Origin of the sequence: Clostridium ragsdalei P11 (genome assembly GCF_001675165.1) — a bacterium.
In the GTDB taxonomy this organism is placed as follows: Bacteria; Bacillota; Clostridia; order Clostridiales; family Clostridiaceae; genus Clostridium_B; species Clostridium_B ragsdalei.
On sequence record NZ_LROS01000079.1, the window covers coordinates 41,348 to 67,974 of the forward strand.

The following is a 26,627-nucleotide window of genomic DNA, read 5'->3' on the forward strand; positions in this document are numbered from 1 at the left end:
AATTAATAGTTAATAATGAAGAATTAATAGTTAATGTGGATTTTTTTCCGTTACAATACAAAAAATCTTTGATTAAGCTTTTCATCACTCGTTCCGCTAAAGCGAAACATTGCTGATTTATATAAATTTAAAGATTTTTTGCGATAGCTAAAAATCATCCTTCACTATTAATTTTTCATTATTAATTCTTAACTTGCGAAGCTTTGCTTCGCATTATTTTTAAACTGCGAAAGTTGATTAATTAAAAATTGCCAATTTGATTTGTTAGCATATTCCTCTTTACTTAATCAAACTGCAAACATCATTTGCAAATTCCACAGGATCATCTACAGGCAGTCCTTCAATCATAAGTGCCTGGTTATACAATACATTTGAAAGCATTTTAAGTTTATCTTTGTCATTTTCAAATGCATCTTTTATTGATTTAAACATTTGGTGATTTGTATTTATCTCTAAAATTTTATCTGCTTTTACATTTTGATTGTTTGGCATTGTATTAAGCACCTTTTCCATATCAATTGACAATTCACCACCATTTGCAAGGCAAACAGGATGGGTCTTTAATCTGTTTGATGCCCTAACTTCTTTAACTTTTCCATTTAATGTTTCCTTCATGAAATCAAACAGTTCTTTATTTTCCTTTGTTTCCTTTTCACTTTCCTTGTCATCAGATTCAAATCCTAAATCTTTGCTTGAAACAGATTTAAATTCCTTTTCCTTGTATTTCATAAGCATCTTAATTGCAAACTCGTCAACCTCATCTGTAAAGTACAATATTTCATATCCTTTATCCTTAACAACTTCAGTTTGTGGTAATTTTTCAATTTTATCTATGTTTTCACCAGTTGCATAGTATATAAACTTCTGGTCTTCCTTCATACGGGAAACATATTCGTCAAGGCTTACAAGCTTTTTCTCTGTAGAAGAATAGAACATGAGTAAATCTTGAAGTACCTCTTTATTACTTCCAAAATCAGCATAAACACCATATTTAAGCTGTTTTCCAAAGTTTTTATAAAACTCATCATACTTTTCTCTATCATTTTTCTGCATTAATAAAAGTTCACTTTTAATTTTTTCCTTTATCTTTTTTGCAATAAATTTAAGCTGTCTATCATGCTGCAAAAGTTCTCTTGAAATATTAAGTGAAAGATCTGCTGAATCAACTAATCCCTGTACAAAGCTAAAGTAATCTGGTAAAAGATCCCCACACTTCTCCATTATGAGAACGCCATTTGAATAAAGTTCCAATCCCTTTTCAAATTCCTTAGTATAGAAATCAAAAGGTGCTCTAGCTGGAATAAAAAGTAAAGTATTATAACTTACAACACCTTCAACACTCGAATGGATTACCTTAAGCGGTTTTTCATATCCAAAATGTTTATCCATATAGAACTGATTATAATCTTCAGGCTTCAGTTCATTTTTATTTTTTCTCCAAATTGGAACCATACTATTTAAAGTTTCATCTTCAAAATACTCTTCATGTTCATCCTTACTGCCTTCTTTTAGTTTGCTTTTCTTTACCATCATTTTAATTGGATATTTTATAAAGTCAGAGTATTTTTTAATTAATGATCTTATTTTATATTCATCTAAAAATTCATCATACTTTTCATCATCAGTACTTTCTTTAATTTTTAATGTAATTTCAGTTCCTACTTCATTTTTTTCACAAGGTTCAATTGTATACCCTTCTACACCCTTTGATTCCCATTTGTATGCTTCATCTGAATTCAAGGCACGGCTTTTTACAGTAACTAAATCTGACACCATAAAAGCAGAGTAAAATCCAACTCCAAACTGACCTATGATATCTACTCCTTCTTTTGCTTCATTTTCATTTTTAAATGTAAAGGAACCACTTTTTGCAATAGTACCTAGATTATTTTCAAGTTCATCTTTTGTCATACCTATACCAGTATCAGTAATAGTAAGGGTTTTGTTTTCTTTATCTGCTGCAATTCTAATATAAAAGTCTTCTTTATTAAAACTAACATTTTCGTCAACTAATGAACGATAATAACTTTTATCAATTGCATCACTGGCATTTGATATAAGTTCCCTCAAAAATATTTCCTTATTTGTGTAAATAGAATTAATCATTAAATTAAGTAATCTTTTAGATTCAGCCTTAAATTGTTTTGTAGCCATTTTATCATTTCCTTTCATCTAAATAAAAACGTTTTGTTATATTTAATAAAATCAATTTAAGAAAGCCTCGCTTATAAACGTAAGTTAGCGCGGCTATTTAACAGTAATCAAGCCGTCCTTACTACTTCCTTCTGTTTCGAATAAATAAGTATTAATCGGAACATAAAAACGCCTCTTTAAATTATTTTTATTAGCACTCATAATAACTGAGTGCTAATTTTATTTTAGCAATTATTTCATCTTTGTCAATATGTTTTTTATAAGTTTTGCGAAAAACAATCCTTTAAATTAATTATATATATCAGAAAACTCTAAATTGATTTTCTCAATGTAATTTTTTTCTATACCATATTCGTTCTTACTAGAAGTTTTGCCATCTACTAATTTACATGGAATATGAATGATAAATTCGCTGCCATAACCTTCCCTACTTTTTACTGATATAGTTCCACCGTGCAATTCTACTAAAGCTTTTACTAGTGAAAGCCCTATTCCACTTCCTTCATTCTCTCTTGCAAGAGATTTATCAACTTGTACAAAACGTTCAAATATAGAATTTAACTTTTCTTTAGGAATACCCTTGCCTGTATCTTTTACCTTTATAGAAATACTTTTCTTGCCATCTTCTATACTAACCATAATCTTCCCGCCGCGGGGAGTAAACTTTATAGCATTTGATAACAAATTCAACATAATTCTCTCTATTTCTTCCGGATCACAGGCTATAACTTTTTCTTCTACATCAGTATCAAATACTACAGCTAATCCTTTGCTTTTTATATAGTCAGCTATAGAAAGAGTCGTATCTTCTACAAGGCTTACTATATTATAATTAACTTCATCTATACTAAAGTATCCCGAGTCTATCTTTGTTATATCAATTAAATTGTTTACCAACCTTAAAAGGCGATAGCAATTTTGTTCCATTATTTTTATATATTTGTATCTATCTGAACATGGATTCTCGCAGATACATTCCTTTAACTTAAGTTTGTACACCTGTATAGCTGAAAAAATAAGATTAATAGGGGTCCTGAGTTCATGAGAAATGTTGGCAAAAAAGTCTGTTTTCATTCTATCATACTTTTTGATCTCACTTAGCCTAATTCTCTCTTTTTCTATGTTTTTTTGCAATTGTTCCATACATCTTTTTTCGGTTATATCTACAGCCACTGCTATTAACATATTTCGTTTATCAGTCAATTTTCCAATACAGGCTAAGTAAAAATCCCATATTCGTATATTACCATGTTTTGTCTTTACAGAATACTCGCCACTGCTTTGTTTTTCACTAAAGTTTGATAACTTGTGCATATCTTCTTTAAATACATCCGATATTTCTGCCAATTTAGATATTGTAGGAATATCTGCAATGGTATATCCTGTAATGTCACTCCATGTTCTATTGATCTTTAATACTTCACCATCTTGCGTATACAGCATTACAGGAACTGGAGCTTCTTCTATGGAATAACGAAATTTTCTCTCACTTTCTCTTAAAGCTTCTTCAGTTTTTGTGCGTTCAGTAATTTCTTCTTCCAGCGTAATATTAAATTCTTTAAGTTCTTCAGTTATATCCTCTAACTGACGCTTTCCTTCATACACTTGTTTTTTCAAATCATCATTGTTTTCTTTCATTTCAAGCTGTATCGCCCTAATCTTTAGCTGATTATCAACTCGTGTAGTAACCTCTTTATAATTAAATGGTACAGTTATATAATCAGCAGATCCTGCAGTAAATACCCTATCTTTATCAATAGGTTTACTTTCATCAATGATAAAAATAACAGGAATTTTCTGAAGTTTATAACTAGCCTTTAACCTTTCACATATTTCATATCCATATATATTTCCTATATTAACTTTAAGTAAAATTATGTCCGGTATATTTTCTCTTACAGATTTAAGCCCTAATTCATAACTATAAGCATTCCTAACACAGTATTCTTTCTGTTCAAACATTGCTGTAAGTATTTTAACATTGTAATAGGAATCATCAATAATAAGTACATTAGAATTATTTAAAAGAATTTGCATATTATCCATATCCATGATTTGCTGCCCCATTTCATAAAATTTAATCTGTATATTCTCCTAATTATATAAATAATAATTCTTTTATATATTTGTTTTTGACTTAAAAACTAGCATAGTAGCTGTTTGATTCATGTGCCCTATAAATTCTTCACCATAACAAGAAAATCCAATTGTAGGAATATCTTTAAATATATCTCCGTACTGTTTTTCAAAACCTTTTTCTTCAAGTTCACGGGTTCTCTGAACACAGTTAAAATTTATAATTCCATCAATTTTCCCAAATTCATTAATCTTATTTTCAATAGCCCTCTTCGTATCTTCAATAATATTTGTAGACTGAAGTAGTCTAACTTCTGTGCCTTCCAGTATATTACAATAAAACAGCATACTTGTACCTTTTACTTGCTGAGGACTTCTAACAAACACATCATTTTTACCTATTACTAATCCAACAGGATTTATCGTAAAATAATTTTGTGCATCTTCAATTGAATGTGCCCCTACAGCATTTGAATAAGCCACAATAGCCGGCTTATTGTTAAATTCAATGACTTCCCTGTTGCTTTCATCCACTTTATTTGCAGTTAATACAGTATCTAAACACTTAAAACTTTCCGTTTTAATAATGCCAAACTCAGCATTATCACTTATTTTAAGCATTATAATCACTGCTGAATCTGTATATGCCTTTCCATTTGCTAGTACATAGGTTTTTTTAAAATTATAATCATCTCCAGCAGATCCACCAATAAAAAAAACATTGGTTCTATTGCCTATCAAATCCATAATATTTTCTTCTTTCTTACTCACACCATCTATTAAAACTATACCAACAAATTTTTTCGTATTCATTGTATATGCACTTTCATTAAAATACTCTTCTAAAGATGTAAAAGCCCTCTCCATATCTAAGCCTTGTTTCATATTTTCAATTACTTCAACTTTAGCATCGGAAACAATATTTGAATTAAAAGCCATTGCCACTACAGAATTCTTTAATAACTTTCCACTAACTATTTCACCTGAAGTAGAACATCCTGCTACTAGACAATCTTTAAATCCTTCCTTCATTAAATTACTTAACTTATATTGGTCAAATTTAGAAGAAGCAAAAAATATTATAAGTTTGGCATTACATGGAGATAGTTTATTTTTAATATCTTCTACCACTTCTTTTTCTAAGGATTTAGTTGAAAAAACTGATTTTATATTTATCCCCTTATATACTGAGTTTTTTACATTCATCTGTTCAACAATTTTAATAAGTTTTTCTATGATAATTGGATCATCATAGGAATTGCCATCAAATTTATTTGGATTGATTCCTTTTAAAATAAATTTGGTTTTAGTCATTTCTGCAATAGCAGGATTTCCTTTAGAACGCTGTTTAATCACATTGTCAATAATTTCTTTTATCTTACCAGCCAAGAACAATTCCCCCTTTTATGCTTAGTTAATTCTTCGCTAATATCAGATTTTTATGTGGAAATACAAAACTATTATATACTATACAGTTAAGTATAATTTTATATAGTATATTAAAACTTAAACATATTTTTTAAATTCAAACTCGAATGGAAATTATGTCTTGCATTGTGAACTATTATACTTAAAACAACTAAGGCTGAAATAAGTAGAAATATAGGTATGAATATGAGGATTGCATTAGTTGAATATTTTATTGAAATCACCCCTCCTAATAAAGGTGCTACTGCAAATCCAGCATTGCCTACCGTTCCCTGGATACCAAACAATAAACCTCTTTTGTCCACAGGAGTATCTTCTGTAGTAATGGACATTATCATAGGTTCCACTCCACCTGTAATAAAGAAGACAATACCTAAAATAAATGTAAATAACCATAATTTATTTATATAAACAAGTGGTATTGCAAATACCATACCTAATGTTAGGTATATCATTAATAATTTCATTTTGTCATACTTGTCACCTAGTTTACTTAAAATCAATCCAGACATAGCTGTCATTAAAGCCAAAATCCCATTTATTATACCTGTAATGCCTGATGCTCCTTTTGTTGTAGCTGTAACTTCTTGTACATATATTGGAATATATGGGTTAAACACAGTACGTCCTATCCTTATAAATAAAATAACTAATAACATTGAGACAGCTGTAACAGTAAAAATAGAAAGTATAGATGTCTTTTCTTTTTTTTCAGTGGAATTAATGTTTTCCTTTGCTACATGCTTTTCTTCTTTTACAACAAATAAAACTAATAGGAAATCAAAAAACATAAGGATACCACCTATTATAAAACTTACACGATATCCAACAAACTCTGCCACTATACCTCCAATTACTGGTCCAATGGATTGTCCAATAAATGTTGATGAAGATAAAAAACCTAATGCATAAGAAATTCTATTTTTAGGTGTATTAGCCGCTACTAAAATTTGAGCTGCAGTAACAGTTCCCGTAAACACACCTTGTAAAAGTCTTAATATTATAAGTTGATTTACATTGGTAACCATACCTGTAGCCCCAATTATAAATGATGCAAAAAGCATAGCCCTTATGAGCATAAGCTTTCTACCATATTTGTCTGAAATAATCCCCCAAATAGGACACATAATTGCCATGGTGACAGCTGGTGCTGCATTTAAAATACCAGAATAAAACTTAATATCATTTGGAGCTGTAATGCCAAGCTGCTGTATATAAAATGGCAAAAAAGGCATACCAAAATTAAAACTCATTATGGACAATATCTGGGAAAACCAAACAGTATAAAGATTTACTTTCCAATGTTTCATTATTATTTATTTCCTGACTTTAAAAAATACAACAAATAGTATAATGTATTAATCTAAAAATTATAATGCTTTTTCTATTCGTCAAATATTATCAGGTTTTCACACTTCCCTTCTTTTATAAGCATAATTTTACAAGCATATATTGCTTATTATAGCATCAATTATATAGATTTGAAAGTTATGGAATTTAAATTAGTTATTTTTGGATTTGTAATATATTTATGCATCATATGTAGACTACCGCAATAAATGATCCATAACTATTAACTTTTAATTTTTAATTGAAGCCCCCCTAAAATACATTTATCAGCCGTATATTTTAGTGAATAGTTAAATGACATTCATAAAAAATATAATTTACATTTATATATTTAAGGAGGATTATTAAAATGAAAAAAATAATGGTTTTAGTAACAAGTATAGTGGTAACAATGAGCTTAGGCAGCAGCGTATTTGCTTCTGATGCAACAACTTTAACAGATCAAGCAGGTATAACACCAGATAGTATCTTATATTCAGCGGATAAAGCTGTAGACAATTTAAAAGTTACACTATCTTCTTCAGAAGAAGATAAAGCTAATACATTATTAGAGATAGCTGAGGAAAGATTAGGTGAGAGTGAGGTAATGGCAAGTGAAGATAAACAAGATCTTGCAAATACAGCCCTTACTGACTATGAAAATAACATGAATGAAGCTCAAACTAAAATTGAAGATGCAATAGACAAAGCTCAAACTTCAGGTGATGAAGATAAACTTAAAGATGTTGAAAACATAGAAAACAAAATTATTGATAAGCAGAAAAACTCTTTAGATGTATTAACCAAACTTCAAGATAAACTTCCAAATAAAGCAAAAGCTACAGTAGCAAAAGTTATAGAAATGCAGACAGCAAAAAGAAATGCCTTAATAGCTGTAAAAAAAGAACGCCAAATTTATAATGATGCTAAAAAACAATATAACGAAGCCAAAGCAGCTCTTGAGACAGCAAAACAATCAGGAGACGAAGCTGCAATTAAAGCTGCAGAAGATTTGCTGCAACAGAAAAAACTAGCATTAGATACAGAAAAGCAAAATCTTGCAAAAGCTGTTGAAGCTAAAAAAGAAGCTTCTAAAATAAGTGTGGGTAAAACAACAAAAGAAAATAAAGGCCAGACAAAGAAGGATTCAAAAAATAATGAAACTACATCGGAAAGTAAAAAACAAACTTCACCAGCACCAACTACCCCTACTACGACAAATACTACTACAAACACTACAGAAGCTAGCTTAACTTCCACTGATTCAGCTTCAACTCCAGCAAAGTCAGCTTCACCTAAATCAACTTCTGTAAATAGTGAAAATACAAAAAAACAAACCTCACCAACACCAACTTTAAAAAACAAACCTAAAACGGAAGTAACTAACAGTAATAAAGAAGATAAAAAAGATGAAGCAAAGTCAAACAATGGCAATGGTGAAAAAAAGGAAAAATCACAACACTAATTTGTTATGAGATTATATAACATGTCAAAAATACCTTAAAGATATTTTTGACATGTTATTTTTATACATTTTAAAAAATTGATACCATATATTCCTTTCAAATAATTATTGGAATATTCTAAAAGCACTTGTTCATAATATAAAAAGTGTGATATGCTATCGCTATAAAATCGTCGAAAAATCACCAATTGATAAATATTCAATATTTCATGGGGGGCACAAGAATGGATATTTTTCTAGTTATAGGTATTATAACAGGCATCCTTGCTGTTGTTGTAGGAATGATTGTAAAAGGTGCAAATGTAGCTGTACTATTAAATCCTGCTGCAGCAATTATAATTTTGGTTGGTACTACAGCAGCAGTAATGAACTCTTTTCCCAAGGAAGAGTTTATTAATATTCCTAAAATATTAAAAGTTCTTTTTAAAAATAAAAAGACTGATGATCCCGCTGCAATTATAAATCAACTTGTGGACATGTCTCACCAAACTAGGAAAAATGGATTGTTATCTCTTGAAAATACTTTACAATCTTTGAATAATGAATTTATGAAAAAAGGTCTTGAAATGGTTGTAGATGGAGTAGAACCTCAATATATAATTGAAGTGTTAGAGCTTGAAATTGAAAATAGAGAAGAAAGACACCGTGCAGGCGCTTCAGTAATGACAACAGCGGGTGGTTCAGCTCCAACACTTGGAGTTCTAGGAGCTGTTATTGGACTAATTGGAGCTCTTGGTAATCTTAATGATACTGAAAAATTAGGACACATGATAGCAGCAGCCTTTGTTGCAACTCTATATGGAATTTTTTTGGGATATGTGATTTGTCACCCCTTTGCTTCCAGACTGAAAAGAAAATCACAAGAAGAAATACGCACTATGTACATAATAATGAGCGGTGTCCTAGCCATACAATCTGGAAATAACCCAAAGAGTATTGAACAAAAATTAGTGAGTATGCTACCTCCTAAGCTAAGAAAAAACATGGAAAAAGGCAGTGAAAGTAAAGGAGATTAATTATGGGTAAAAAGAGACAACACCATGAAGAACATGTAGACGAAACGTGGCTCATTCCATATGCAGATATGCTTACTCTCCTATTGGCTCTTTTCATAGTTATGTTTGCCATAAGTAAAATTGATCAAGAAAAACTTGCTAAAATAAGTCAGCAATTCAATGTCATTTTTTCAGGAGAAAAAAGCATACAAAATACTGGTGGCAGCAGTACCAATCAATTTATTGAAACAGGACAATCCACTGATAAGCCCGATGAAAGTGCTGGCAAAACCGAACAATATACTATGAATGAAATTAAGAAAACTCTAGATGCAAAAATCAAACAAGATGGATATGATGGTAAAGTTAAAGTTGAAATTAGCAAAGACGGTCTGGGTATTTCAATACAGGAAGCAGTTTTATTTAATTCTGGAGATGCAGAAGTTCTGACTCATATACATCCACTTCTCATATCCATTTCAGAAATGATTGAAAATTTAGATAATAATATTAGAATTGCAGGACACACAGATAATGTGCCCATACATAATTCAAAATTTCGGTCTAATTGGGATTTAAGTGCTATGAGAGCTATAAACGTAATGAATTTTATGGTAAAAAGTGGTGGAATTAATATAACAAAAGTTTCAATACAAGCTTATTCTGAATATCAGCCAAAGTCTACTAATCTTACTAAAGAAGGTAGAGATCAAAATAGAAGAGTAGAAATATTTATAGTACGTAAATATCCATTGTCCACAAACATCAAGTGATTCTTAGGTTCAGATGGAGTTTGCTTTATAAGGATGGACTTTCTCCATCTGATGCCAAGAACTCTGTTTATTTTAAGAGCTGTACTTTTCATATAATTCTGTAAACAACTTTAGATGTAACTCTTCATCCATAATTATTCTTTTAATAAGTTCTACTATATATCTATCCTTAATTATTGATGTTTGATACTTATAATTTTTAATAGCCTTTTTTTCTGATTTAATATCCTCTAAAAGCATATCTTTAATGAACGTGATAAAGTTAACGTAAGCAGGTGTCCATAACTGTCCAGGAGGACATGCAGAATTAATATAAATTGGCTTTATACCAAGAAGTTTAATTGTTTTTCCTATAAGCTCTAGATGTTTCATTTCAGCCATAGATATGCCCCCAACAATTTTGGCATAATCTTCAAATCTCCCTTCACTTACCATATGTTGATACACATAAAGGGAAACTGCAGTAAATTCACTTACTTCTCCTGCATAATCTTTAAGAAGAACATTTGCATATCCTATACTTGTTCTTTCCACTCTTGGCTTAGGATAAGGTAAATTAACAATATATTTTGTATGTTTTGATATATCGCCTGGCATACTTGCCTCCTAAAAAATATCATTATAGTTAATTTTATTATAAATTTAAAATTATATTACATTTTATTATTTTTTTATGTATTATTGGAAACACTAATTAGGAATAGAAAGTTTATAGTTTACATTATATAAAATTCTAATTAGATTAGGAGAAACAGAAAATGAAAATCTTAATTACTACCGACACATATTTCCCTATGATAAACGGTGTTGTCACTTCAATATACAATTTATATAAAGAATTAAAGAATAATAATTACGATGTTAAAATTCTAACCCTATCTCCTACAGGAAATGAGAAAATCATAGGAGATATATGTTATTTAAAGTCCATTGGCGTTGGAATTTACCCTAATGCCAGAATTAAAGTTCCCTTTCGTAATAGAATCATAAATAGACTTATAGATTGGAAACCCGATATGATCCATTCCCAAACAGAATTTTCTACCTTATTTGCAGCCAAGTACATCGCCAGTAAAATAAATGCCCCCCAAATCCACACCTATCATACAATGTATGAGGAATATTTGGACTATTTATTGGGCGGAAAACTTATAAAAAAAAGTGCCGTTGGGAAAATAGCACGTCTACTTTTAAATAGCCTTGACGGCGTAGTTGTTCCAACAGAAAAAACAAAGAAGATGCTTCTTCATTATGGAGTAAATAAACCTATTAATGTGATACCAACGGGAATTGATTTAAATAGATTTTGTAGACCTTTGCTTACAAATGAAAAAAATGAAATTCTTTCAACACTAGGAATTAGAAATACAGATAAGATTATAGCTTATATTGGAAGAATCGGAAAGGAAAAAAATATAAGTGAAATCATAGAACTCTTTAATACTGTAGTTAATAAAGTTGAAAATGTTAAACTTTTAATTGTAGGAGATGGTCCCTATTTACAAAACCTGAAGGATCAGGTACACACTGAAAGTCTTGAAGATAGTATTGTTTTTACAGGGATGATAGATCCAAAAGAAATTTATAAATATTATAAAATAGCAGATATATTTGTCACTGCTTCTACCAGTGAAACTCAAGGACTAACCTATATAGAAGCTTTAAGCAGTGGGTGTCCTGTAGTTTGTAAATACGATCCATGTATAGACGGAATTATTATCCAAGGCAAAAATGGATTTTCTTATAGGGAGTCCTGGGAATTTAGCTATTACATAGATAAAATCTTAAAAGATGAAAATTTAAAAAACAAATTGAGTGAAGAGGCAGTTCATACTTCAAAGAAATATTCCAGCTGCATTTTCACCCATAGGGTAATTGAAACTTATAGTAAAATTTTAAATACAAAATGTCAAAACATTACTGTTCAATAATATCATTTTTTAAACGTACATTTGGAAATGCTAAAATAAACATGCTTGACACTATAATAGACAGGTAATAAGTAATCATCCTCCACACAAAAAGGGCTATGACGGTTTTAGCTTTAAAAAACAAATTAAAAATTACATAAAATCCCCCTTCTGCCCCTCCTTCTGCTCCTGGAAGAGGAATTGCAGTCATAAATACTGTTAAAAACACTTGTGCAGACATAATTGTGCATAAATCTATAGAATTAAATCCAAAACTTCTGTATATAAAATAGGGAATACTGAAATAAGTAGTCCATTGAAGAAGTGAATACACTATAGCATGAGCACACATGCCTATATGTTTTCCTATCAAAATTGCATTCTTATGAAAACTTTCTATTTCATTTTCAATTTTCTCTTGCTTTGATTTTATATCTTTCATAATATGAATCTTTCCTAGCAATTTTACAATAAAGTTTATTATACTTTTCGCTAATTTTTTATTTATTATAATGGATATCGCCAGCAGCATCACCCCTATATTAATTACAATTCCCAAAATTGAAAAGTAAAAGAAATATTTAATCTTTAAATTGAAATAGTTAAACTTAAATAGTAGTGCTACTACTAAGAAAAACATACTTACTATTTCATGTATCATAAACTTTATTATTAATATAGACCCAGAAAGTCCTGCAGGCATTCCTGTTTCTGTCATTGCATATAATTGAGAAGGGTGACTTCCTGCTCCTAAAGGTGTAATTGCGCCAAAAAATTGACCAACCATTTGAAATTTTATTGACTTGGAAAACAAACGTTCCCTAGGATAAAGATTTTTCATTATAGTATATAAAATCATTGTTTCAAATGTCCAAAATAGAATAACAGCTATTACAGCTAAAAATATCCAGTAAATATCCAGTGATTTTAACTCTTTAATCATAGAATGAATGCCTTTTGTAAAAATGAAAAATGAGAAAAAAATACAGGTGGAAATAAGTACAACAATTATATTAAACATTTTATTTTTCATTTAAGTTTTCCTTAAGCTTTCTTCTTTTATTCTTCTCATAATATATATTATCATAAAATTGCTTCCACGTGTTTAAGATGTATTCCTTGGAATAAAACTTGTGACATTTCCATGACCTTTCACACCAAGTTCTATAACTTTCACCTTTATCCTGTAGTCTTTCTATACATTTTACAAATTCATCTATATTTTTTCCTTTTAAATAGTCATCAAATAGAATGTTATGGTATATATCTAGATCTCTCAATAATACGGGAATTTCAAGTGCCATGGCTTCCAAAACAGACATTGGAAATAACTCATTATAGGAAGGCAAAAACATTATATCTGCAATATTATAAATATCATTCATACTTTTTCTATCAATGATGCCTAAAAACCTTACATTTTCAGGTGGATTTTCTACAACCTTTTTTAATTCCTTATACCCATCTGTTATCACACCAAAGGAAAAACCACCTGCCCATATAAATTGAATTTGTGGAAGTTTTTTGGCAACTTCAATAAAGTCTAGTATACCCTTTCTGTGCTGCACCTGACCTACTCCCAGTACCACAAATTTTTTAAGTGGAATATTTAACTCCTGCTCTATTTTTTTTACTTTTTCCTTTTCATATTTAAAAAAGTTATCTTCAGATACAAAATTAGGTATGTAAACTATTTTTTCCTCTTCTATATTGTATTTTTTCAAAATATCAATAAAATATGGATTCACAACTACCAAATAATCTGCACTTTTGTAGAACAAAATTATGTACTTGTAAAATATCTTTTTTATAATATAAGGTAGTTTCAAGCTATTATCTATAGTTTCTGGGACAAAATGTACGTAAGCAACACTTGTACCCAATAATTTTGCAAATGGTATACTTAAAAAGAACTTAAAATCAATAGTATGGTAATGCATAATATCACATAATTTAAAAGCATTTACTTTTACTTCATAATTGTCTTGAAGTCCGTCTCTAACTAAATTAACTTGTTCAACATAAGCAGACAACACCCCCTGCCCTTTTACTTGTTCTGCAGAAGAGAGCATATTAATAACAGGCATATTAAATTTCCCCTTTCAAATAGCTTTGTCTATGCTCTTGTAGTTTCTGCAAATTATTATAAATATATTCTTTAAATAGACGCAATATGATAAAAAATAGACTAGCATACTTACTTGTTATTTCTTTGAAAATGCCTAGATATACTCTTCTCTTTTTTCTGCTATAATTGTACTTAATCCTAAAAATAATACGGACCATCCAATCATTATCAAGCTTGCAGATAAATTATTTATATAGTATGCCCCTGTATCTTGTACAATTCGTCTTGTTATTATACTTACAGAGCTTCCAAGGGCTATAAAAAATGCTGGCATAATGTCTGACTTATCAGACAATGCAGGAATTTTTGATAGTATCATGTAAGCTACTCCAAATAGTATGGCTATTGATGCCGCTGCTGCATTATTTTTAATTAAAGTAGATATTAGAATACAAAAACTTGTAGCTGCAATTATAAAAATTATCTGTAAGATCATAAATTCAATTAAAAATTTATAAAGAGGCATAATACTTGACGTTCCTGGAATGACAGATATAAATTTATGCAAGTCCATATTTTGTATGCTGCTGTGTTTAAATGCAGGTTCTATAGAAACTGGATATTTGAAGCTGTCAAAACCATATACAATTTCTCCAAACAAAAAAAATATCAAATTGAAAATCACTACAAGTGCAGAGCTTGAAATGGCACAAGCTAAAAATTTGCCAAGTAGAAGTTTTGTCTTTGTAACAGGTCTTAAAAGCAAAAGCTTTAATGTAGGAGGTGCATATTCACTTGAAACACTGTCTACTGTCATAAACACTGCTACTAAAAATATCACTATCATGCCATAATCCAAAATAAGGCTGTAATCATTAAACAATACGTATCCTGTAGCTTTAATACTGCTAACTGGCTTTATGTTATTCTCTAATAAATACTTCTTATAAGTAATTTCACTTTTTCTTTGTTCTTTTTTAGCATCATCCAATTTACTGTCATCAACACTTTCCATAAGCTTTACATCCTTTTTTAAAGTATCTTTCCAGGCTAGTGGATGTGTTTTTTGAAATTCATAATCCTTTACCATTTTATCAATGTTATCGATATGTGTTTGGATTTCAGCAATTTTTGCTTTATCCTTTACTAATTTTTTTTGATCTTTATAGTATTGTTCTATACTTTTGTCTTTTTGCAGTCCCCTCTCTCCATTTTCACTATTCACAGCTAATACTGAAAATACAGCTACAAGCAGTAATATAATAGAACATATTAAAAATTTCTTTCTATAAAATATCTTAATGATTTCGTTTTTAATTATTGGAAAAATCATCTTCTTCTCCTCCTACAATTTCCAAATATCTTTTTTCAAGATTTCCCTTCATGGTATTTACATCCTCTATTCCCTTAATTTCACCTTCATTTAAAAATGCAACTCTATCACACATGGATTCCATTTCACCAAGTATATGAGACGATATAAATATAGTAACTTTCTTTTCTCTAGAATATTTTTTAAACAAATTTCTAAAATGAATCATTCCGCTTGGATCTAGTCCATTAGTTGGTTCATCTAATATCCATATCTTTTTGTTTCCCATGAGAACCTGTGCAATTCCAAGCCTCTGTTTCATTCCAAGGGAATACTTTTTAAATTTATCATTTATCCTGTCACTTAATCCAGCTAATTTTACAGCTTCATCTATTTGACTTTGACTAATATCTCCATCAAGCCTTGCCAGCTGCCTTAAATTCTGAGCTCCAGTTAAATATGGATACATATCCGGTGCTTCAACCATAGCTGCCATATTACTTATAAAGCTTATCCTATTATTTTTAGTGTCCTTTCCATTTATGTAAATTTTACCGTCAGTAGGTTTTAAAAATCCAACAATCATCTTTATAGTTGTAGTCTTTCCTGCACCATTAGGCCCTAAAAATCCAAAAATTTCACCTTCCTTTACACTCAAATTTAAATTTTTCACAATTTCTCTCTTTCCTATAGTCTTTGATAGACTTTCCAATCTCAATGCTTCCAAAAAATTCACATCCTTTTCTATATGATGACTTCATTATAGTGTGCTCATATTACAAACCTGGTATATTTTGTATTACAAAATTGATACTGTTTATTAAGATTTTATTACAGTTAGCCAAAGCAATAGAAAAATGTATATAATAAATATAGATACAATAGGAAGGTGAATTTTTACATGGACAAAAATGTAGTTTTAATTGTAGACGACGATGAGAATATAAGAGAGCTTTTAACTATATTGTTAAAAAATCAAAACATAGCTTCCCTGTGTGCAAAAGACGGAATTGAAGCTCTGGAGATTTTAAAAAACAATAAAATAGATTTGATACTTTTAGATGTTATGATGCCAAGGATGGATGGTATGATGGCATGTATGAAAATACGAGAAAATTTAAATTTACCTATTATAATACTATCTGCTAAAATTGACGATGCAGACAAAATAATGGGACTTACTATTGGAGCTGATGATTACATCGCAAAACCTTTTAATTCAATGCTCTTAATTGCAAAGATAAGGTCTCACCTAAGAAGATATAAGGAATTTAACTCAAACTTTCATGACAATTCAGGCTTGATTAAAATTCAGGACATGCTTATAAATATGGATAAACATATTGTAAAAATAGATGACAGTGAGATAATCTTGACTCCTCACGAATTTGAAATTTTAGCTTTCCTTGCAAAAAACAAGGACAATGTACTGAGCATAAAGCAAATATATGAAAACGTATGGAAGGAACCTTACATAGAATTTGACAGGACAGTTACAGTACACATAAGGAGATTGAGACAAAAACTTAAAAAAGATTACATAAAAACTGTATGGGGAGTTGGGTATAAAATTGAAAGTTAAAATAGCAGGTATTCAAACTAAATTTTTTATATCATTTATATTTTCACTAATTGCAAGTTTTTTTATATATATGGCCTCATATTCAACCTACATAAGTTTTGCATCTCAAAAGTATCCTTATAAGTTTCAAAATTACAACTATAGCCTTAGCAGATTGTCGGGTATTTCCAGCGATGTAAGTTTAAGTATAAGTGGTGTAAATTTTAATAATAATTCCAAATATAAATCTGTATTGTCAAAATATGAAACTAAATATTCAAAATACAAACTAGGTTTTATTGTAACTGATCCCCAAAACAAAATTTTATATAATTCATCTAAACTTGCTGGAAATACAAGCTTGGAAAAAACATACTCTGACTTTTTAAAATACTTTAATCATACAACAAATTTAACCATGTATCATGACTATATATACAAAACACCTATAAAAACAGGTAATGATATTTCCATACTTTGGATTACTGCTTCTCCTATAAATACACCTCATGATTCAATAGGAACACTAGTGGGAGACAAAAACATTTTAATTTTGCTTTTTATATGTATGCTGATATTTTTCATAATAACCCATCATAGGATGAAATACATAAATGAAATGTGCTGCGGTATAAAAACTATTGCAAATGAAAACTTAAATTTTAAAATACGCCAAAAAGGTCATGATGAACTATCTGAGATATGCAAAAATATAAACCTTATGGCAGACAAGATAAAGGAAAAAATTGAAAACGAGAGAAAAATTGAAGCTTCTAAAAATATGCTTATAACAAATGTGGCTCACGACATAAGAAGTCCTCTTACAAGTATAATTGGTTTTTTGCAAATTGTAGAAAATAATGAATATAAATCAAAAGAAGAAATGCAAAGATTTATAAATATATCGTTAAAGAAAGCTGAAACCATGAAGAAACTTACGGATAACTTATTTATGTTCACAAAACTAAATGGTGGAGACTTAAAATTGCACCTATCTACAGTATGCTTAAATGAACTCATTTACCAGTTAATTGACGAGTTTTCAATTACTTTTGAAAATTCAAAATTAAATATTGTAGATAATATATGTGCTGAAAACATAATGGTCACAATTGACATCAATTTATTTGTGAGGGCTTTAAATAATCTGATGTACAATGCTCTAAAATACAGTATAAAACCTTCAGATGTGAATGTATCTTTAGTCCAATGTGATAAAAATGTTTTAATCAGTATAAGCAATAAATGTAAAAATTTAAATATAGAAAATGTAAGTATGCTATTTGAAAAGTTTTATAGAGCAGATAAATCCCGTACAAATCCTGATGAAGGCTCAGGATTGGGTCTTTCTATAACAAAAAGTATAATTGAAAGGCACAATGGCAAGATATGGGGAAATTATGATGAAGGAATAATTACTTTTACAATATTACTGCCAGATTAGACGTTTTGCCTATCATCATAATAAGATTGGATTGGTTTTAAATATAAGAATTGGTAGTTTAAATATAAAAATTTAATGTTATTATATATATAATATTTTTTAAATTTTAGAAAGAGTGATAGAAATGCGCATTTCTATAGACAAAAAAAGCTCCATACCAATTTATATACAAATTAAAAATGAAATAAGAAATATGATTTACTCTGGTATGCTTCCATCAAATTTTTTGCTTCCATCTGAACGTAAGCTTGCAGAAGAACTTAGTGTGAGCAGAAGTACAGTAATTAGTGCTTATGAAGAATTAAAATCTTTAGGTTTATTAGAGTCCCATAAAGGGAAAGGAACTATAGTGGCAAATAACACAAAAAATAAGCAGTTAAGTATTAGAAATCATACTGTACCGCTTTCATGGTATCAATTTTTTGATTTAAATGTAAGTTCCGCCAATAATCATGACATTATTGACATAATAAATTCCGTAGGAGGACCCCAAAATATATCTTTTTCAGCTGGTATTGCAGACCCCAATTTACATCCTCTTAAGGATATAGTAAAATTGCAGAAAGATTTATGGAAAAATTGTGGAAATGATATGCTAGCTTATATTTCTTCTTATGGATATTATCCCCTTAGAGAAAGCTTAAGTAGATTATTAAAATCAAGAAATATAATGGTTTCTCCTAAAGAAATAATGATACTTTCTGGATCTATGCAGGGAATAGATTTTATTGGAAGAGCTTTTCTAAGTAAAGGCGATGTAGTTATAGTAGAAGAACCTACATTTATGAGTGCCATTGAGTTGTTTAAGTTATCAGGTGCAAAAGTCATAGGAGTTCCTATGGAAAATGACGGTATGAATTTAGATGTACTTGAAATTTTGCTAAATAAATATAAGCCTAAATTTCTATATACAGTACCTACTTTTCAAAATCCAACTTCAATAGTTATGAGCTTGGAAAAGAGATATAAGCTGCTAAATTTGGCCTATAAATATCAACTTCCTATTATTGAAGATGACCCTTATAGCGAATTAAATTATGGCAATACATACTTGCCATCTTTGAAAGCCCTGGATAAATACGACTATGTTATATATTTAAGTACATTTTCCAAGACTATGTTTTCAGGTATGCGTGTGGGATGGACTGCTGCACCTATCCAGGTAATAAAAAAATTTGCTTTATTAAAACAAATGACGGATCTTCATGTTAACACAGCTTCTCAGTATATACTAGATAGATTTTTACGAGAAGGATTATACGAGGATCACATAAAGCTAATATGCAAAGAATATATGAAAAAAAAGGACTTAATGCTCAGCATACTTGAAAGAAATAAATCTCTTGGCATTAGTTTTAATCTTCCTAAAGGTGGTTATTACATTTGGTGCAAACTTCCTGAAAATATTTCACAAACACAATTATTATTAAAATGTTCTAAGGAAGGTGTTTCCTATGCTCCGGGAAATGTATTTTACCCTGAAGGAAGCGATGGTAAAAGCTATATGAGGTTAAATTACACTTTCGAAAATGCAAAAAATATAAATATTGGAATAAATAAACTCATGGAAGCTATAGCAGAACTATTGGAAAATACAAGTTCTTCAACAGTTAATCAAGACAATTGTTTTGGAAAACCTATTATATAAGGAGTGTTACTTATGAATTATACTAAATTTTCAAAAAGAAATAATTTTGTTAGGCCTTCAGAAATACGTGAGATTTTAAAGGTTACAGAAAGGCCTGAAATAATATCTTTTGCAGGAGGTCTGCCAGCTCCAGAACTTTTTCCTGTTAATGAATTAAAAAACGTATGCACAGAAGTTTTAACCGAATGTGGCGAAGCATCTCTTCAATACAGTACCACTGAAGGATATATTCCCTTAAGAGAAGCTATATGTAAGAGAATGGAGACACTAAGTATAAAAACATCTTTGGATAATATAATAGTTACTACAGGTTCCCAGCAGGCTTTAGACCTTTCAGGAAAGGTATTTATAGATGAAGGAGACACTATAATTTGTGAAAGTCCAACTTACCTTGCAGCTATCAGTGCTTTTAAAACCTATCTTCCAAACTTCAAAGAAGTTCCTATGGATGAAGAAGGAATGATTATGGAAGAACTTGAAAAGGCCCTTAAGGATAACCCTGATGCAAAATTTATCTACACCATACCAGATTTTCAAAATCCAACTGGAAGAACTATGAGTCTTGAAAGGAGAAAAAGACTGGTAGAAATAGCAAATAAATTTGATATTGTTATAATAGAAGATAACCCTTATGGTGCAATAAGATTTGCTGGAGAAGAACTTCCACCAGTAAAACATTTTGATACTGAAGGAAGAGTAATTTACTTAAGTACTTTTTCAAAGATATTTGCTCCCGGTTTAAGACTTGGATGGATATGTGCAGATAAGGATATTATTCAGAAATATGTTCCTTTTAAGCAAAGTGCAGATTTGCACACTGATATATTTGCACAAATGATTACTGCAAAATATATGGAAATGTATGATATAGAAGAACATATACAAAAAATCAAAGAAGTATACAGACACAGGAGAGAACTTATGATACAGTGCATAGAAAAGTATTTTCCTAAAGATATAAAACATACTCTTCCTGACGGCGGACTTTTCATATGGATTCAGCTTCCTTCAAATATGGATGCTTCAGATATTTTTACTAAAGCAATAAAAAACAACGTGGCATTTGTAGCTGGAGAATCTTTTTTCCCAAATGCTAATTTCAAAAATTCCTTTAGATTAAATTATTCAAACATGCCAGATGATAGGATTATAGAAGGAATTAAAAGATTAGGAGAAGTGCTTAAAAACAAATAAATTTTTAGTATTAGGTGGAATTTTAAACTCCACCTAACTTCCATTTTTAACTAACTTCTCTTTCTATTTCTCCTAAAATAACTGCTTTTGCGGCTTTTTCCATCAGACACTTTCTTTTTGACATCCTTATTTTTCACTATATCTGAAGAACTTACAACCATATTTGAATTACCCATAGCATAAGGATGATCTTTAATCACCGGTATTGACTTTGATATAACTTTTTCAATATCTGTTAAAAGCTGTTTTTCTTCCCTATCACAAAATGAAAGTGCAACTCCATCTGATCCTGCCCTTCCAGTACGTCCGATTCTATGAACATAGGTTTCCGGTACATCCGGCAAGTCAAAATTTATTACATGAGATACTTTTTCTACATCAATACCTCTCGCAGCTATATCCGTTGCTACTAAAACTCTTATTTTCTTTTCCTTAAAATTACTTAAAGCAAGTTGTCTTGCATTCTGTGACTTGTTTCCATGAATAGCTTGAGCCTCTATACCCGCTTTAACAAGATCTCCAGTTATTTTATTTGCACCATGTTTTGTTCTAGAAAATACAAGAACGGATTCAAAAGATTCATCCTTTAACAGGTGAATAAGCAAAGATTTCTTATTTCTTTTTTGAACAAAATACACTGCCTGGTTAATAGTATCAATAGTAGATGAAACAGGAGTCACTTCTACTTTTACTGGTTTTATAAGAATAGAATCTATTAGCTTTAAAATTTTCTGAGGCATAGTAGCAGAAAACACCATGGTCTGCCTGTCCTTAGGAAGTTTTGCTATGATTCTTTTTACATCCTGCCCCATTCCCATATCAAGCATTCGATCTGCCTCATCAAGTACAAGAAACTTTATATGCTGTAGATTTGCATATTTTTGTTGTACTAGATCTAGTAGTCTACCTGGTGTGGCAATTAAAATATCTACTCCTGCCATTAATGCATCTGTCTGAGGTTTTTGTGAAACTCCACCAAAAATAACAGTGTTCTTTATCTTGGTGTATTTTCCATAGGAAGTAAAGTTTTCTCCAATCTGAATAGCTAATTCTCTCGTTGGAGCTAATACTAATGCTTGAATATCTGAGGACCCATTTTGAGCTCCTTGTTTACTATAAATAAGCTGCAATATTGGTATAGCAAAAGCTGCTGTCTTCCCTGTACCCGTCTGGGCACATCCCTCAAAATCATTTCCTTCAAGTATAACTGGAATAGATTGTTCCTGTATAGGGGTAGGGTTAACATATCCTTCATCTTTTAGAGCTTTTAAAATAGGGTCAATAATATTTAATTTTTGAAACAACATTTTTCTCCCTTATAAGTAACTGCCAATTTTATATTATTAAATTCAATAAAACTAACTGTCTTTTTTATGTTAATTAACACTTCTATTTTATTGTAAAATCTAATCGTAGACAACTAAAAACCCCTCAAATAGAATAACTATTCAAGGGGTAAAATTCATTAATTAGAGAACAGTAATATTTTCTGCTTGAGGTCCCTTTTGTCCTTGACCTTCGTCATAAGAAACTTTTTGACCTTCTTCAAGTGTTTTATATCCATCTGAATTTATTTGAGAAAAATGTGCAAAAATATCTTTTCCGTCTTCTCCTGTAATAAATCCAAATCCTTTTTCTCCATTAAACCATTTTACTGTACCATTCATATGATGTGTACCTCCGAAATTTTATTATTCTTAAATTCATCGCAATAACTCACTAATAAAATTCCCATATCAACGTACTATGTCGTTAAGTACTAATTGAAATATATTTGTGTTTAATTATTAACTATTAATTTAAGTTCTTGTTAAGAATAACACAGTTTATTATATAACGCAAGTTATTTATGCTAAATATACTAATTTACTATTTGCAAATACTATTACACCACTTTTTAGCTCTATTTATATTTTTTTCAGTATCATTTTTAAGAGGATCTTTAAATTCAATTTCCCCTAGGAATTCGTTACCTTCAAGCTGCTCTTTCATATTTTCAAAAGTTTTTCCATTTCCTCCACCATTGCAACTAAATAGAGCTATCTTCTTACCTTTTAAATTTGTATTGGCAAAAAAGCTCCTTATAGCAGGTGAAAAAGTCCATGCCCAAACTGGAGTTCCAATAAATAGGACATCATAATCCTCAGGATTTATATCATAAGGTAAAATCTCTGGCTTTTCCTTAGTCATGGCCTGCTTTCCACCTATGAAGTATCTCATTTTACTATGTGGATCTATACTTTTTTTAGGCTTTATTTCTAAAATGTCACCAGATATCTCCTTTGAAATAGTTTCAGCTATAAGTCTTGTGTTTCCCTCAAGTGAGTAGTACACAACTAAAATCTTACCTTGCATAAAAAATCACTCCCTTTTTAATATTTCCAATTACCATTATTATAGTATAACTTATTATGAAAAATTTATAAAATTCTGCAAAATATTTTACTCCATTTCCGACTTTAAAGCTTCCTCCATCCTAATTCTATTTATTTTTCTTTTATTTAACATCTTTGAAATTTCATAAGTAAACCATAGTATAATAAATCCTAAAATGATATAAGGATAGTCTATAACAATAGGAAATTCAAAATTCATACTCTTTGTCAAAGATTTAAACATAGCCTCAAGAGATATCAAAAGCAAAGGTATTCCTAAAATATATCCAAGAACTACTATGAAAAAAGAGCTATTCAAAATGAGTGAGTAAATTTCCTTCTTTCTATATCCCAAAACTTTCATCAGAGATATACTTTTTCTATTTTCATCTATGATTAAAGAAGTTACAACATATACTACAATAAGTCCAATCAAAAATGATACAATTGATACAATTGCAACAGAGTATTGAAGTGGTTGTGTCATTGAATTAAATGCATTTTTAAGATCATCAACTGTTCCACTACTAAGTAATTTAGATTGAGAAATATCTATTTTATTAATATTCCAAAGTCCAATATAGCTATTAGAAGGATATTTAAGCATATTATTGAGATGTGAAATAGGCATAAATATATATTCTCCCGCATAAGTTTCAGCTATGTTATCAATAGTTATTTTATATGATTTTGAATTCAGTTTATTTATAATATCAATTGTATCACCACTTCTAATTTTTAATCTTTCAGCTAACGGCCTTGTTATTATAACTCTTTTATAATTGAGTTTTTCACCTGACCTATTCTTTAATAACACATATTTGGAATTAGGATTTATTCCGTATATAGTTAAATTTGTATTATTATCTTCTTTAACTACAAATGGAATTTCTAAAAAAGCTTCTCCAATTGCAGGTTTCTCTATTTGTAGAGAGTTAAATACATAATAGTATCTGTAGCTAAAAGCTTCGCCAAAGCTTTTATTTATTAAAAAATCAAAAGAGCTCTTTTGTGCAAACCCTAAAAGCAGCAGCATAGTTGCAAAAATAATTCCAAGTAATAGGAATGCACTTCTTCCAGTATTTCTAAGCTGTTCTCTTATTTTAAATTTAGTTGAAAATTTGAATCTATCAAGTTTTAAGTTTCTTTCAATAAAGCTGACTTTTGACTTTTGATCTCCTCCTCTCATAAGCTGTAAGGGTGAATATTTAAGTGCCTTATTTATAACAAAATATCCACTAACTCCAAGGAAAATCACTGGCAGTATAATACTTATGAAAATATATTTTAAATTAAACTCTATGCTTTCTATAGGCATATTAAAGTAAGTAATCATTAAATTTAACATGGGCTTTAGGGCAAAACCACCCAAAATTGTACCTAATATTCCCCCTAGTATTGCAATTTAAATAATCTTTAACATTGGACATTCTAAAATTTAAATTATTTCTACTGCCTTTAAATCTTATTGAGTAAGACCTGCTTCCCATATTTATTTTATCAAAATCGTCTTTTCCAATAACCGCTATTTCAAAACTATTTGGATCGCTAAGCAAATCATTTTCAGATTTCAAAGGATATATATAATTTGGAAGCGACATGAAGCCCGATATTTCAAAAATATTTTTATACAAAGTAATATGATCGCCAATTTTTAATTTATTTGCTCTTGCATATGCAGGATCTATAAGTATCTCTCCTTTATCAGGTAATTTTCCCTCAGTTACAGCAGGTATATTTACTTTTGTATTATAAGTTAATATTCGTAAAATCTTACCACTAGAAACTTCATAATCAACTGACGTGCTTTCTTCTAATACCATATTGAATTTTGATTCCAAACTTTTTACATCTAAAATCTTTTTTTCTGTTACAAAGCTTGCATCCTCAAGATTGTAATTTTCCTCAAATGAAGAAGTTATTTTGTTCATATTGCTTTTAAGTTGATTGAACATGGTAAAAAGCAAACAGCTTATTATGATAAGAGCTAGGGATCCAAAATACTGTGATTTATTTTCCATTATAGTTCTCTCAATTTTCTTATTTATAACCACTACCACTCAATCCTTTCTGCAGGGACAATTCTGTCATTTAAAATTTTATCTGTAATTTTTCCATTTCTAACTTTGTAAATTCTGTGGGCCATATGACTTATTGCTGTATTATGAGTTATCATAAGTATGGTTGTTTTAAAGTCTTCATTTACTTTCTGTAAAAGTTTCAATATTTCCCTAGACGTTGAAAAATCTAACGCTCCAGTTGGTTCGTCACATAAAAGAAGCTTTGGGTTTTTAACTACTGCCCTTGCAATTGAAACCCTCTGCTGCTCTCCTCCACTCAACTCTCTTGGAAATCTATATCTTTTATCAAACATCCCTACTGCTTTTAATATTTCATCTGTCTTTAAAGGTGTCTTACTTATATTTGAAACCACTTCTACATTTTCAAGAACAGTTAAGTTTTGTATCAAGTTGTAAAACTGAAATATGAATCCTATATAATTTCTTCTATAATCCGTAAGTTCATCTTCATTTAGCTTTGTGACTTCAATTTTATTTACTACTATTTTCCCAGAATCGCACCTGTCTATTCCACCTATCATATTAAGGAGTGTTGATTTTCCAGATCCTGATGGTCCTAAAATCACTCCAATCTCACCTTCATCCAGGTTCATTTCAACTCTATTTAAGACATTTGTAATAACTTCTCCGGTTTTATAGCTTTTCTTTAAATTTTCTACTTGAATAAGCATGTTTTTCCTCCTGAATTTTTAATTACATGAATTAGTGTAATTATTTTCAACTAGGATTATGCTTTAAAAATTAAAAATAAGAAAGGTAAGTAATCACCATATGTGTGAAATTAGGTGGTATAATAAAAAATAATTGCTTATTA

Annotated in this window: 23 protein-coding genes; 8 read left to right on the forward strand and 15 right to left on the reverse strand. The window is 29.8% G+C overall.

The window, feature by feature from the left end:
- Positions 1–279: 279 nt before the first annotated feature.
- From htpG to CLRAG_RS19615, 4 genes are all read right to left on the reverse strand, one after another.
- The gene (gene htpG / locus CLRAG_RS19600) at positions 280–2,154 is read right to left on the reverse strand and encodes a molecular chaperone HtpG (RefSeq protein WP_065079954.1); all 1,875 of its coding nucleotides are present in this window, start codon (positions 2,152–2,154) and stop codon (positions 280–282) included.
- Positions 2,155–2,442: 288 nt separating this feature from the next.
- Positions 2,443–4,200 (reverse strand): ATP-binding protein, encoded by a 1,758-nt coding sequence (locus CLRAG_RS19605; protein ID WP_065080028.1) that lies wholly within the window; start codon positions 4,198–4,200, stop codon positions 2,443–2,445.
- A 72-nt stretch (positions 4,201–4,272) separates the two neighbouring features.
- Positions 4,273–5,619 (reverse strand): FIST signal transduction protein, encoded by a 1,347-nt coding sequence (locus tag CLRAG_RS19610; RefSeq protein ID WP_065079955.1) that lies wholly within the window; start codon positions 5,617–5,619, stop codon positions 4,273–4,275.
- Positions 5,620–5,729: 110 nt separating this feature from the next.
- Positions 5,730–6,968: an MFS transporter gene (locus CLRAG_RS19615; RefSeq protein ID WP_065079956.1), complete on the reverse strand. Its 1,239-nt coding sequence runs from the start codon at positions 6,966–6,968 to the stop codon at positions 5,730–5,732.
- A 389-nt stretch (positions 6,969–7,357) separates the two neighbouring features.
- Between CLRAG_RS19615 and CLRAG_RS19620 the strand changes: the two genes are divergently transcribed.
- From CLRAG_RS19620 to CLRAG_RS19630, 3 genes are all read left to right on the forward strand, one after another.
- Positions 7,358–8,452: a DUF5667 domain-containing protein gene (locus CLRAG_RS19620; protein WP_065079957.1), complete on the forward strand. Its 1,095-nt coding sequence runs from the start codon at positions 7,358–7,360 to the stop codon at positions 8,450–8,452.
- Between the two features lie 224 nt (positions 8,453–8,676).
- Positions 8,677–9,468 carry a flagellar motor stator protein MotA gene (gene motA / locus CLRAG_RS19625; RefSeq protein ID WP_065079958.1) on the forward strand — a complete coding sequence of 264 codons (792 nt, stop codon included), beginning with the start codon at positions 8,677–8,679 and terminating at the stop codon, positions 9,466–9,468.
- A 2-nt stretch (positions 9,469–9,470) separates the two neighbouring features.
- On the forward strand, positions 9,471–10,220 hold the full coding sequence (locus CLRAG_RS19630) for a flagellar motor protein MotB (protein ID WP_065079959.1): 750 nt from the start codon (positions 9,471–9,473) through the stop codon (positions 10,218–10,220).
- Positions 10,221–10,292: 72 nt separating this feature from the next.
- On the opposite strand, the gene CLRAG_RS19635 is transcribed toward CLRAG_RS19630, so the two are convergent.
- On the reverse strand, positions 10,293–10,817 hold the full coding sequence (locus CLRAG_RS19635; RefSeq protein WP_065079960.1) for a ferritin-like domain-containing protein: 525 nt from the start codon (positions 10,815–10,817) through the stop codon (positions 10,293–10,295).
- Between the two features lie 161 nt (positions 10,818–10,978).
- Here CLRAG_RS19635 and CLRAG_RS19640 point away from each other — a divergent pair, with 161 nt between their 5' ends.
- A complete protein-coding gene (locus CLRAG_RS19640; RefSeq protein ID WP_065079961.1) occupies positions 10,979–12,151 on the forward strand; it encodes a glycosyltransferase family 4 protein in 1,173 nt (390 codons plus the stop codon).
- Here CLRAG_RS19640 and CLRAG_RS19645 read toward each other — a convergent pair.
- The 4 genes from CLRAG_RS19645 to CLRAG_RS19660 all read right to left on the reverse strand — a co-directional run bounded on the left by CLRAG_RS19645 (position 12,138) and on the right by CLRAG_RS19660 (position 16,246).
- On the reverse strand, positions 12,138–13,163 hold the full coding sequence (locus CLRAG_RS19645; RefSeq protein ID WP_065079962.1) for a lysylphosphatidylglycerol synthase transmembrane domain-containing protein: 1,026 nt from the start codon (positions 13,161–13,163) through the stop codon (positions 12,138–12,140). The genes CLRAG_RS19640 and CLRAG_RS19645 overlap by 14 nt on opposite strands.
- Positions 13,153–14,217: a glycosyltransferase family 4 protein gene (locus tag CLRAG_RS19650; protein WP_065079963.1), complete on the reverse strand. Its 1,065-nt coding sequence runs from the start codon at positions 14,215–14,217 to the stop codon at positions 13,153–13,155. The genes CLRAG_RS19645 and CLRAG_RS19650 overlap by 11 nt, the downstream gene beginning before the upstream one ends.
- A gap of 135 nt (positions 14,218–14,352) precedes the next feature.
- Entirely contained in the window at positions 14,353–15,531 is a 1,179-nt protein-coding gene (locus tag CLRAG_RS19655; protein WP_083985814.1) for an ABC transporter permease subunit, read from the reverse strand.
- Positions 15,512–16,246: an ABC transporter ATP-binding protein gene (locus tag CLRAG_RS19660; RefSeq protein ID WP_242872188.1), complete on the reverse strand. Its 735-nt coding sequence runs from the start codon at positions 16,244–16,246 to the stop codon at positions 15,512–15,514. The genes CLRAG_RS19655 and CLRAG_RS19660 overlap by 20 nt, the downstream gene beginning before the upstream one ends.
- A 165-nt stretch (positions 16,247–16,411) precedes the next feature.
- Between CLRAG_RS19660 and CLRAG_RS19665 the strand changes: the two genes are divergently transcribed.
- From CLRAG_RS19665 to CLRAG_RS19680, 4 genes are all read left to right on the forward strand, one after another.
- Positions 16,412–17,092: a response regulator transcription factor gene (locus CLRAG_RS19665; protein WP_065079965.1), complete on the forward strand. Its 681-nt coding sequence runs from the start codon at positions 16,412–16,414 to the stop codon at positions 17,090–17,092.
- Positions 17,082–18,515 (forward strand): sensor histidine kinase, encoded by a 1,434-nt coding sequence (locus CLRAG_RS19670; protein ID WP_065079966.1) that lies wholly within the window; start codon positions 17,082–17,084, stop codon positions 18,513–18,515. Before CLRAG_RS19665 ends, CLRAG_RS19670 begins: the two co-directional genes overlap by 11 nt.
- Before the next feature lie 124 nt (positions 18,516–18,639).
- Positions 18,640–20,163 carry a MocR-like pyridoxine biosynthesis transcription factor PdxR gene (pdxR, locus tag CLRAG_RS19675; RefSeq protein ID WP_065079967.1) on the forward strand — a complete coding sequence of 508 codons (1,524 nt, stop codon included), beginning with the start codon at positions 18,640–18,642 and terminating at the stop codon, positions 20,161–20,163.
- A gap of 12 nt (positions 20,164–20,175) precedes the next feature.
- Positions 20,176–21,357, forward strand: a complete 1,182-nt coding sequence (locus CLRAG_RS19680; RefSeq protein ID WP_065079968.1) for an aminotransferase-like domain-containing protein — start codon at positions 20,176–20,178, stop codon at positions 21,355–21,357.
- A gap of 50 nt (positions 21,358–21,407) precedes the next feature.
- Here CLRAG_RS19680 and CLRAG_RS19685 read toward each other — a convergent pair whose 3' ends face one another.
- From CLRAG_RS19685 to CLRAG_RS19705, 6 genes are all read right to left on the reverse strand, one after another.
- Entirely contained in the window at positions 21,408–22,664 is a 1,257-nt protein-coding gene (locus CLRAG_RS19685; protein ID WP_065079969.1) for a DEAD/DEAH box helicase, read from the reverse strand.
- Between the two features lie 162 nt (positions 22,665–22,826).
- A complete protein-coding gene (locus tag CLRAG_RS19690) occupies positions 22,827–23,024 on the reverse strand; it encodes a cold-shock protein (RefSeq protein ID WP_013238612.1) in 198 nt (65 codons plus the stop codon).
- Positions 23,025–23,226: 202 nt separating this feature from the next.
- Positions 23,227–23,712 (reverse strand): flavodoxin family protein, encoded by a 486-nt coding sequence (locus tag CLRAG_RS19695; RefSeq protein WP_065079970.1) that lies wholly within the window; start codon positions 23,710–23,712, stop codon positions 23,227–23,229.
- Positions 23,713–23,799: 87 nt separating this feature from the next.
- Positions 23,800–25,104, reverse strand: coding sequence for an ABC transporter permease (locus tag CLRAG_RS19700; protein WP_338030896.1), 1,305 nt, complete (start codon positions 25,102–25,104; stop codon positions 23,800–23,802).
- Entirely contained in the window at positions 25,052–25,753 is a 702-nt protein-coding gene (locus tag CLRAG_RS21345) for a hypothetical protein (RefSeq protein WP_217302730.1), read from the reverse strand. Before CLRAG_RS21345 ends, CLRAG_RS19700 begins: the two co-directional genes overlap by 53 nt.
- A gap of 32 nt (positions 25,754–25,785) precedes the next feature.
- Positions 25,786–26,484 (reverse strand): ABC transporter ATP-binding protein, encoded by a 699-nt coding sequence (locus CLRAG_RS19705; protein ID WP_065079971.1) that lies wholly within the window; start codon positions 26,482–26,484, stop codon positions 25,786–25,788.
- Positions 26,485–26,627 lie beyond the last annotated feature (143 nt).

What these genes read in the sequence shown, in the direction of transcription:
- CLRAG_RS19630 (WP_065079959.1), top strand. Translation starts at nt 9,471, where the DNA reads ATGGGTAAAAAGAGACAACACCATGAAGAACATGTAGACGAAACGTGG.
- CLRAG_RS19655 (WP_083985814.1), bottom strand. Translation starts at nt 15,531, where the DNA reads ATGATTTTTCCAATAATTAAAAACGAAATCATTAAGATATTTTATAGA.
- motA (WP_065079958.1), top strand. Translation starts at nt 8,677, where the DNA reads ATGGATATTTTTCTAGTTATAGGTATTATAACAGGCATCCTTGCTGTT.
- CLRAG_RS21345 (WP_217302730.1), bottom strand. Translation starts at nt 25,753, where the DNA reads ATGGAAAATAAATCACAGTATTTTGGATCCCTAGCTCTTATCATAATA.
- CLRAG_RS19680 (WP_065079968.1), top strand. Translation starts at nt 20,176, where the DNA reads ATGAATTATACTAAATTTTCAAAAAGAAATAATTTTGTTAGGCCTTCA.
- CLRAG_RS19645 (WP_065079962.1), bottom strand. Translation starts at nt 13,163, where the DNA reads ATGAAAAATAAAATGTTTAATATAATTGTTGTACTTATTTCCACCTGT.
- CLRAG_RS19690 (WP_013238612.1), bottom strand. Translation starts at nt 23,024, where the DNA reads ATGAATGGTACAGTAAAATGGTTTAATGGAGAAAAAGGATTTGGATTT.
- CLRAG_RS19640 (WP_065079961.1), top strand. Translation starts at nt 10,979, where the DNA reads ATGAAAATCTTAATTACTACCGACACATATTTCCCTATGATAAACGGT.
- htpG (WP_065079954.1), bottom strand. Translation starts at nt 2,154, where the DNA reads ATGGCTACAAAACAATTTAAGGCTGAATCTAAAAGATTACTTAATTTA.
- CLRAG_RS19635 (WP_065079960.1), bottom strand. Translation starts at nt 10,817, where the DNA reads ATGCCAGGCGATATATCAAAACATACAAAATATATTGTTAATTTACCT.
- CLRAG_RS19665 (WP_065079965.1), top strand. Translation starts at nt 16,412, where the DNA reads ATGGACAAAAATGTAGTTTTAATTGTAGACGACGATGAGAATATAAGA.
- CLRAG_RS19695 (WP_065079970.1), bottom strand. Translation starts at nt 23,712, where the DNA reads ATGCAAGGTAAGATTTTAGTTGTGTACTACTCACTTGAGGGAAACACA.
- CLRAG_RS19650 (WP_065079963.1), bottom strand. Translation starts at nt 14,217, where the DNA reads ATGCCTGTTATTAATATGCTCTCTTCTGCAGAACAAGTAAAAGGGCAG.
- pdxR (WP_065079967.1), top strand. Translation starts at nt 18,640, where the DNA reads ATGCGCATTTCTATAGACAAAAAAAGCTCCATACCAATTTATATACAA.
- CLRAG_RS19605 (WP_065080028.1), bottom strand. Translation starts at nt 4,200, where the DNA reads ATGGATAATATGCAAATTCTTTTAAATAATTCTAATGTACTTATTATT.
- CLRAG_RS19620 (WP_065079957.1), top strand. Translation starts at nt 7,358, where the DNA reads ATGAAAAAAATAATGGTTTTAGTAACAAGTATAGTGGTAACAATGAGC.
- CLRAG_RS19685 (WP_065079969.1), bottom strand. Translation starts at nt 22,664, where the DNA reads ATGTTGTTTCAAAAATTAAATATTATTGACCCTATTTTAAAAGCTCTA.
- CLRAG_RS19705 (WP_065079971.1), bottom strand. Translation starts at nt 26,484, where the DNA reads ATGCTTATTCAAGTAGAAAATTTAAAGAAAAGCTATAAAACCGGAGAA.
- CLRAG_RS19615 (WP_065079956.1), bottom strand. Translation starts at nt 6,968, where the DNA reads ATGAAACATTGGAAAGTAAATCTTTATACTGTTTGGTTTTCCCAGATA.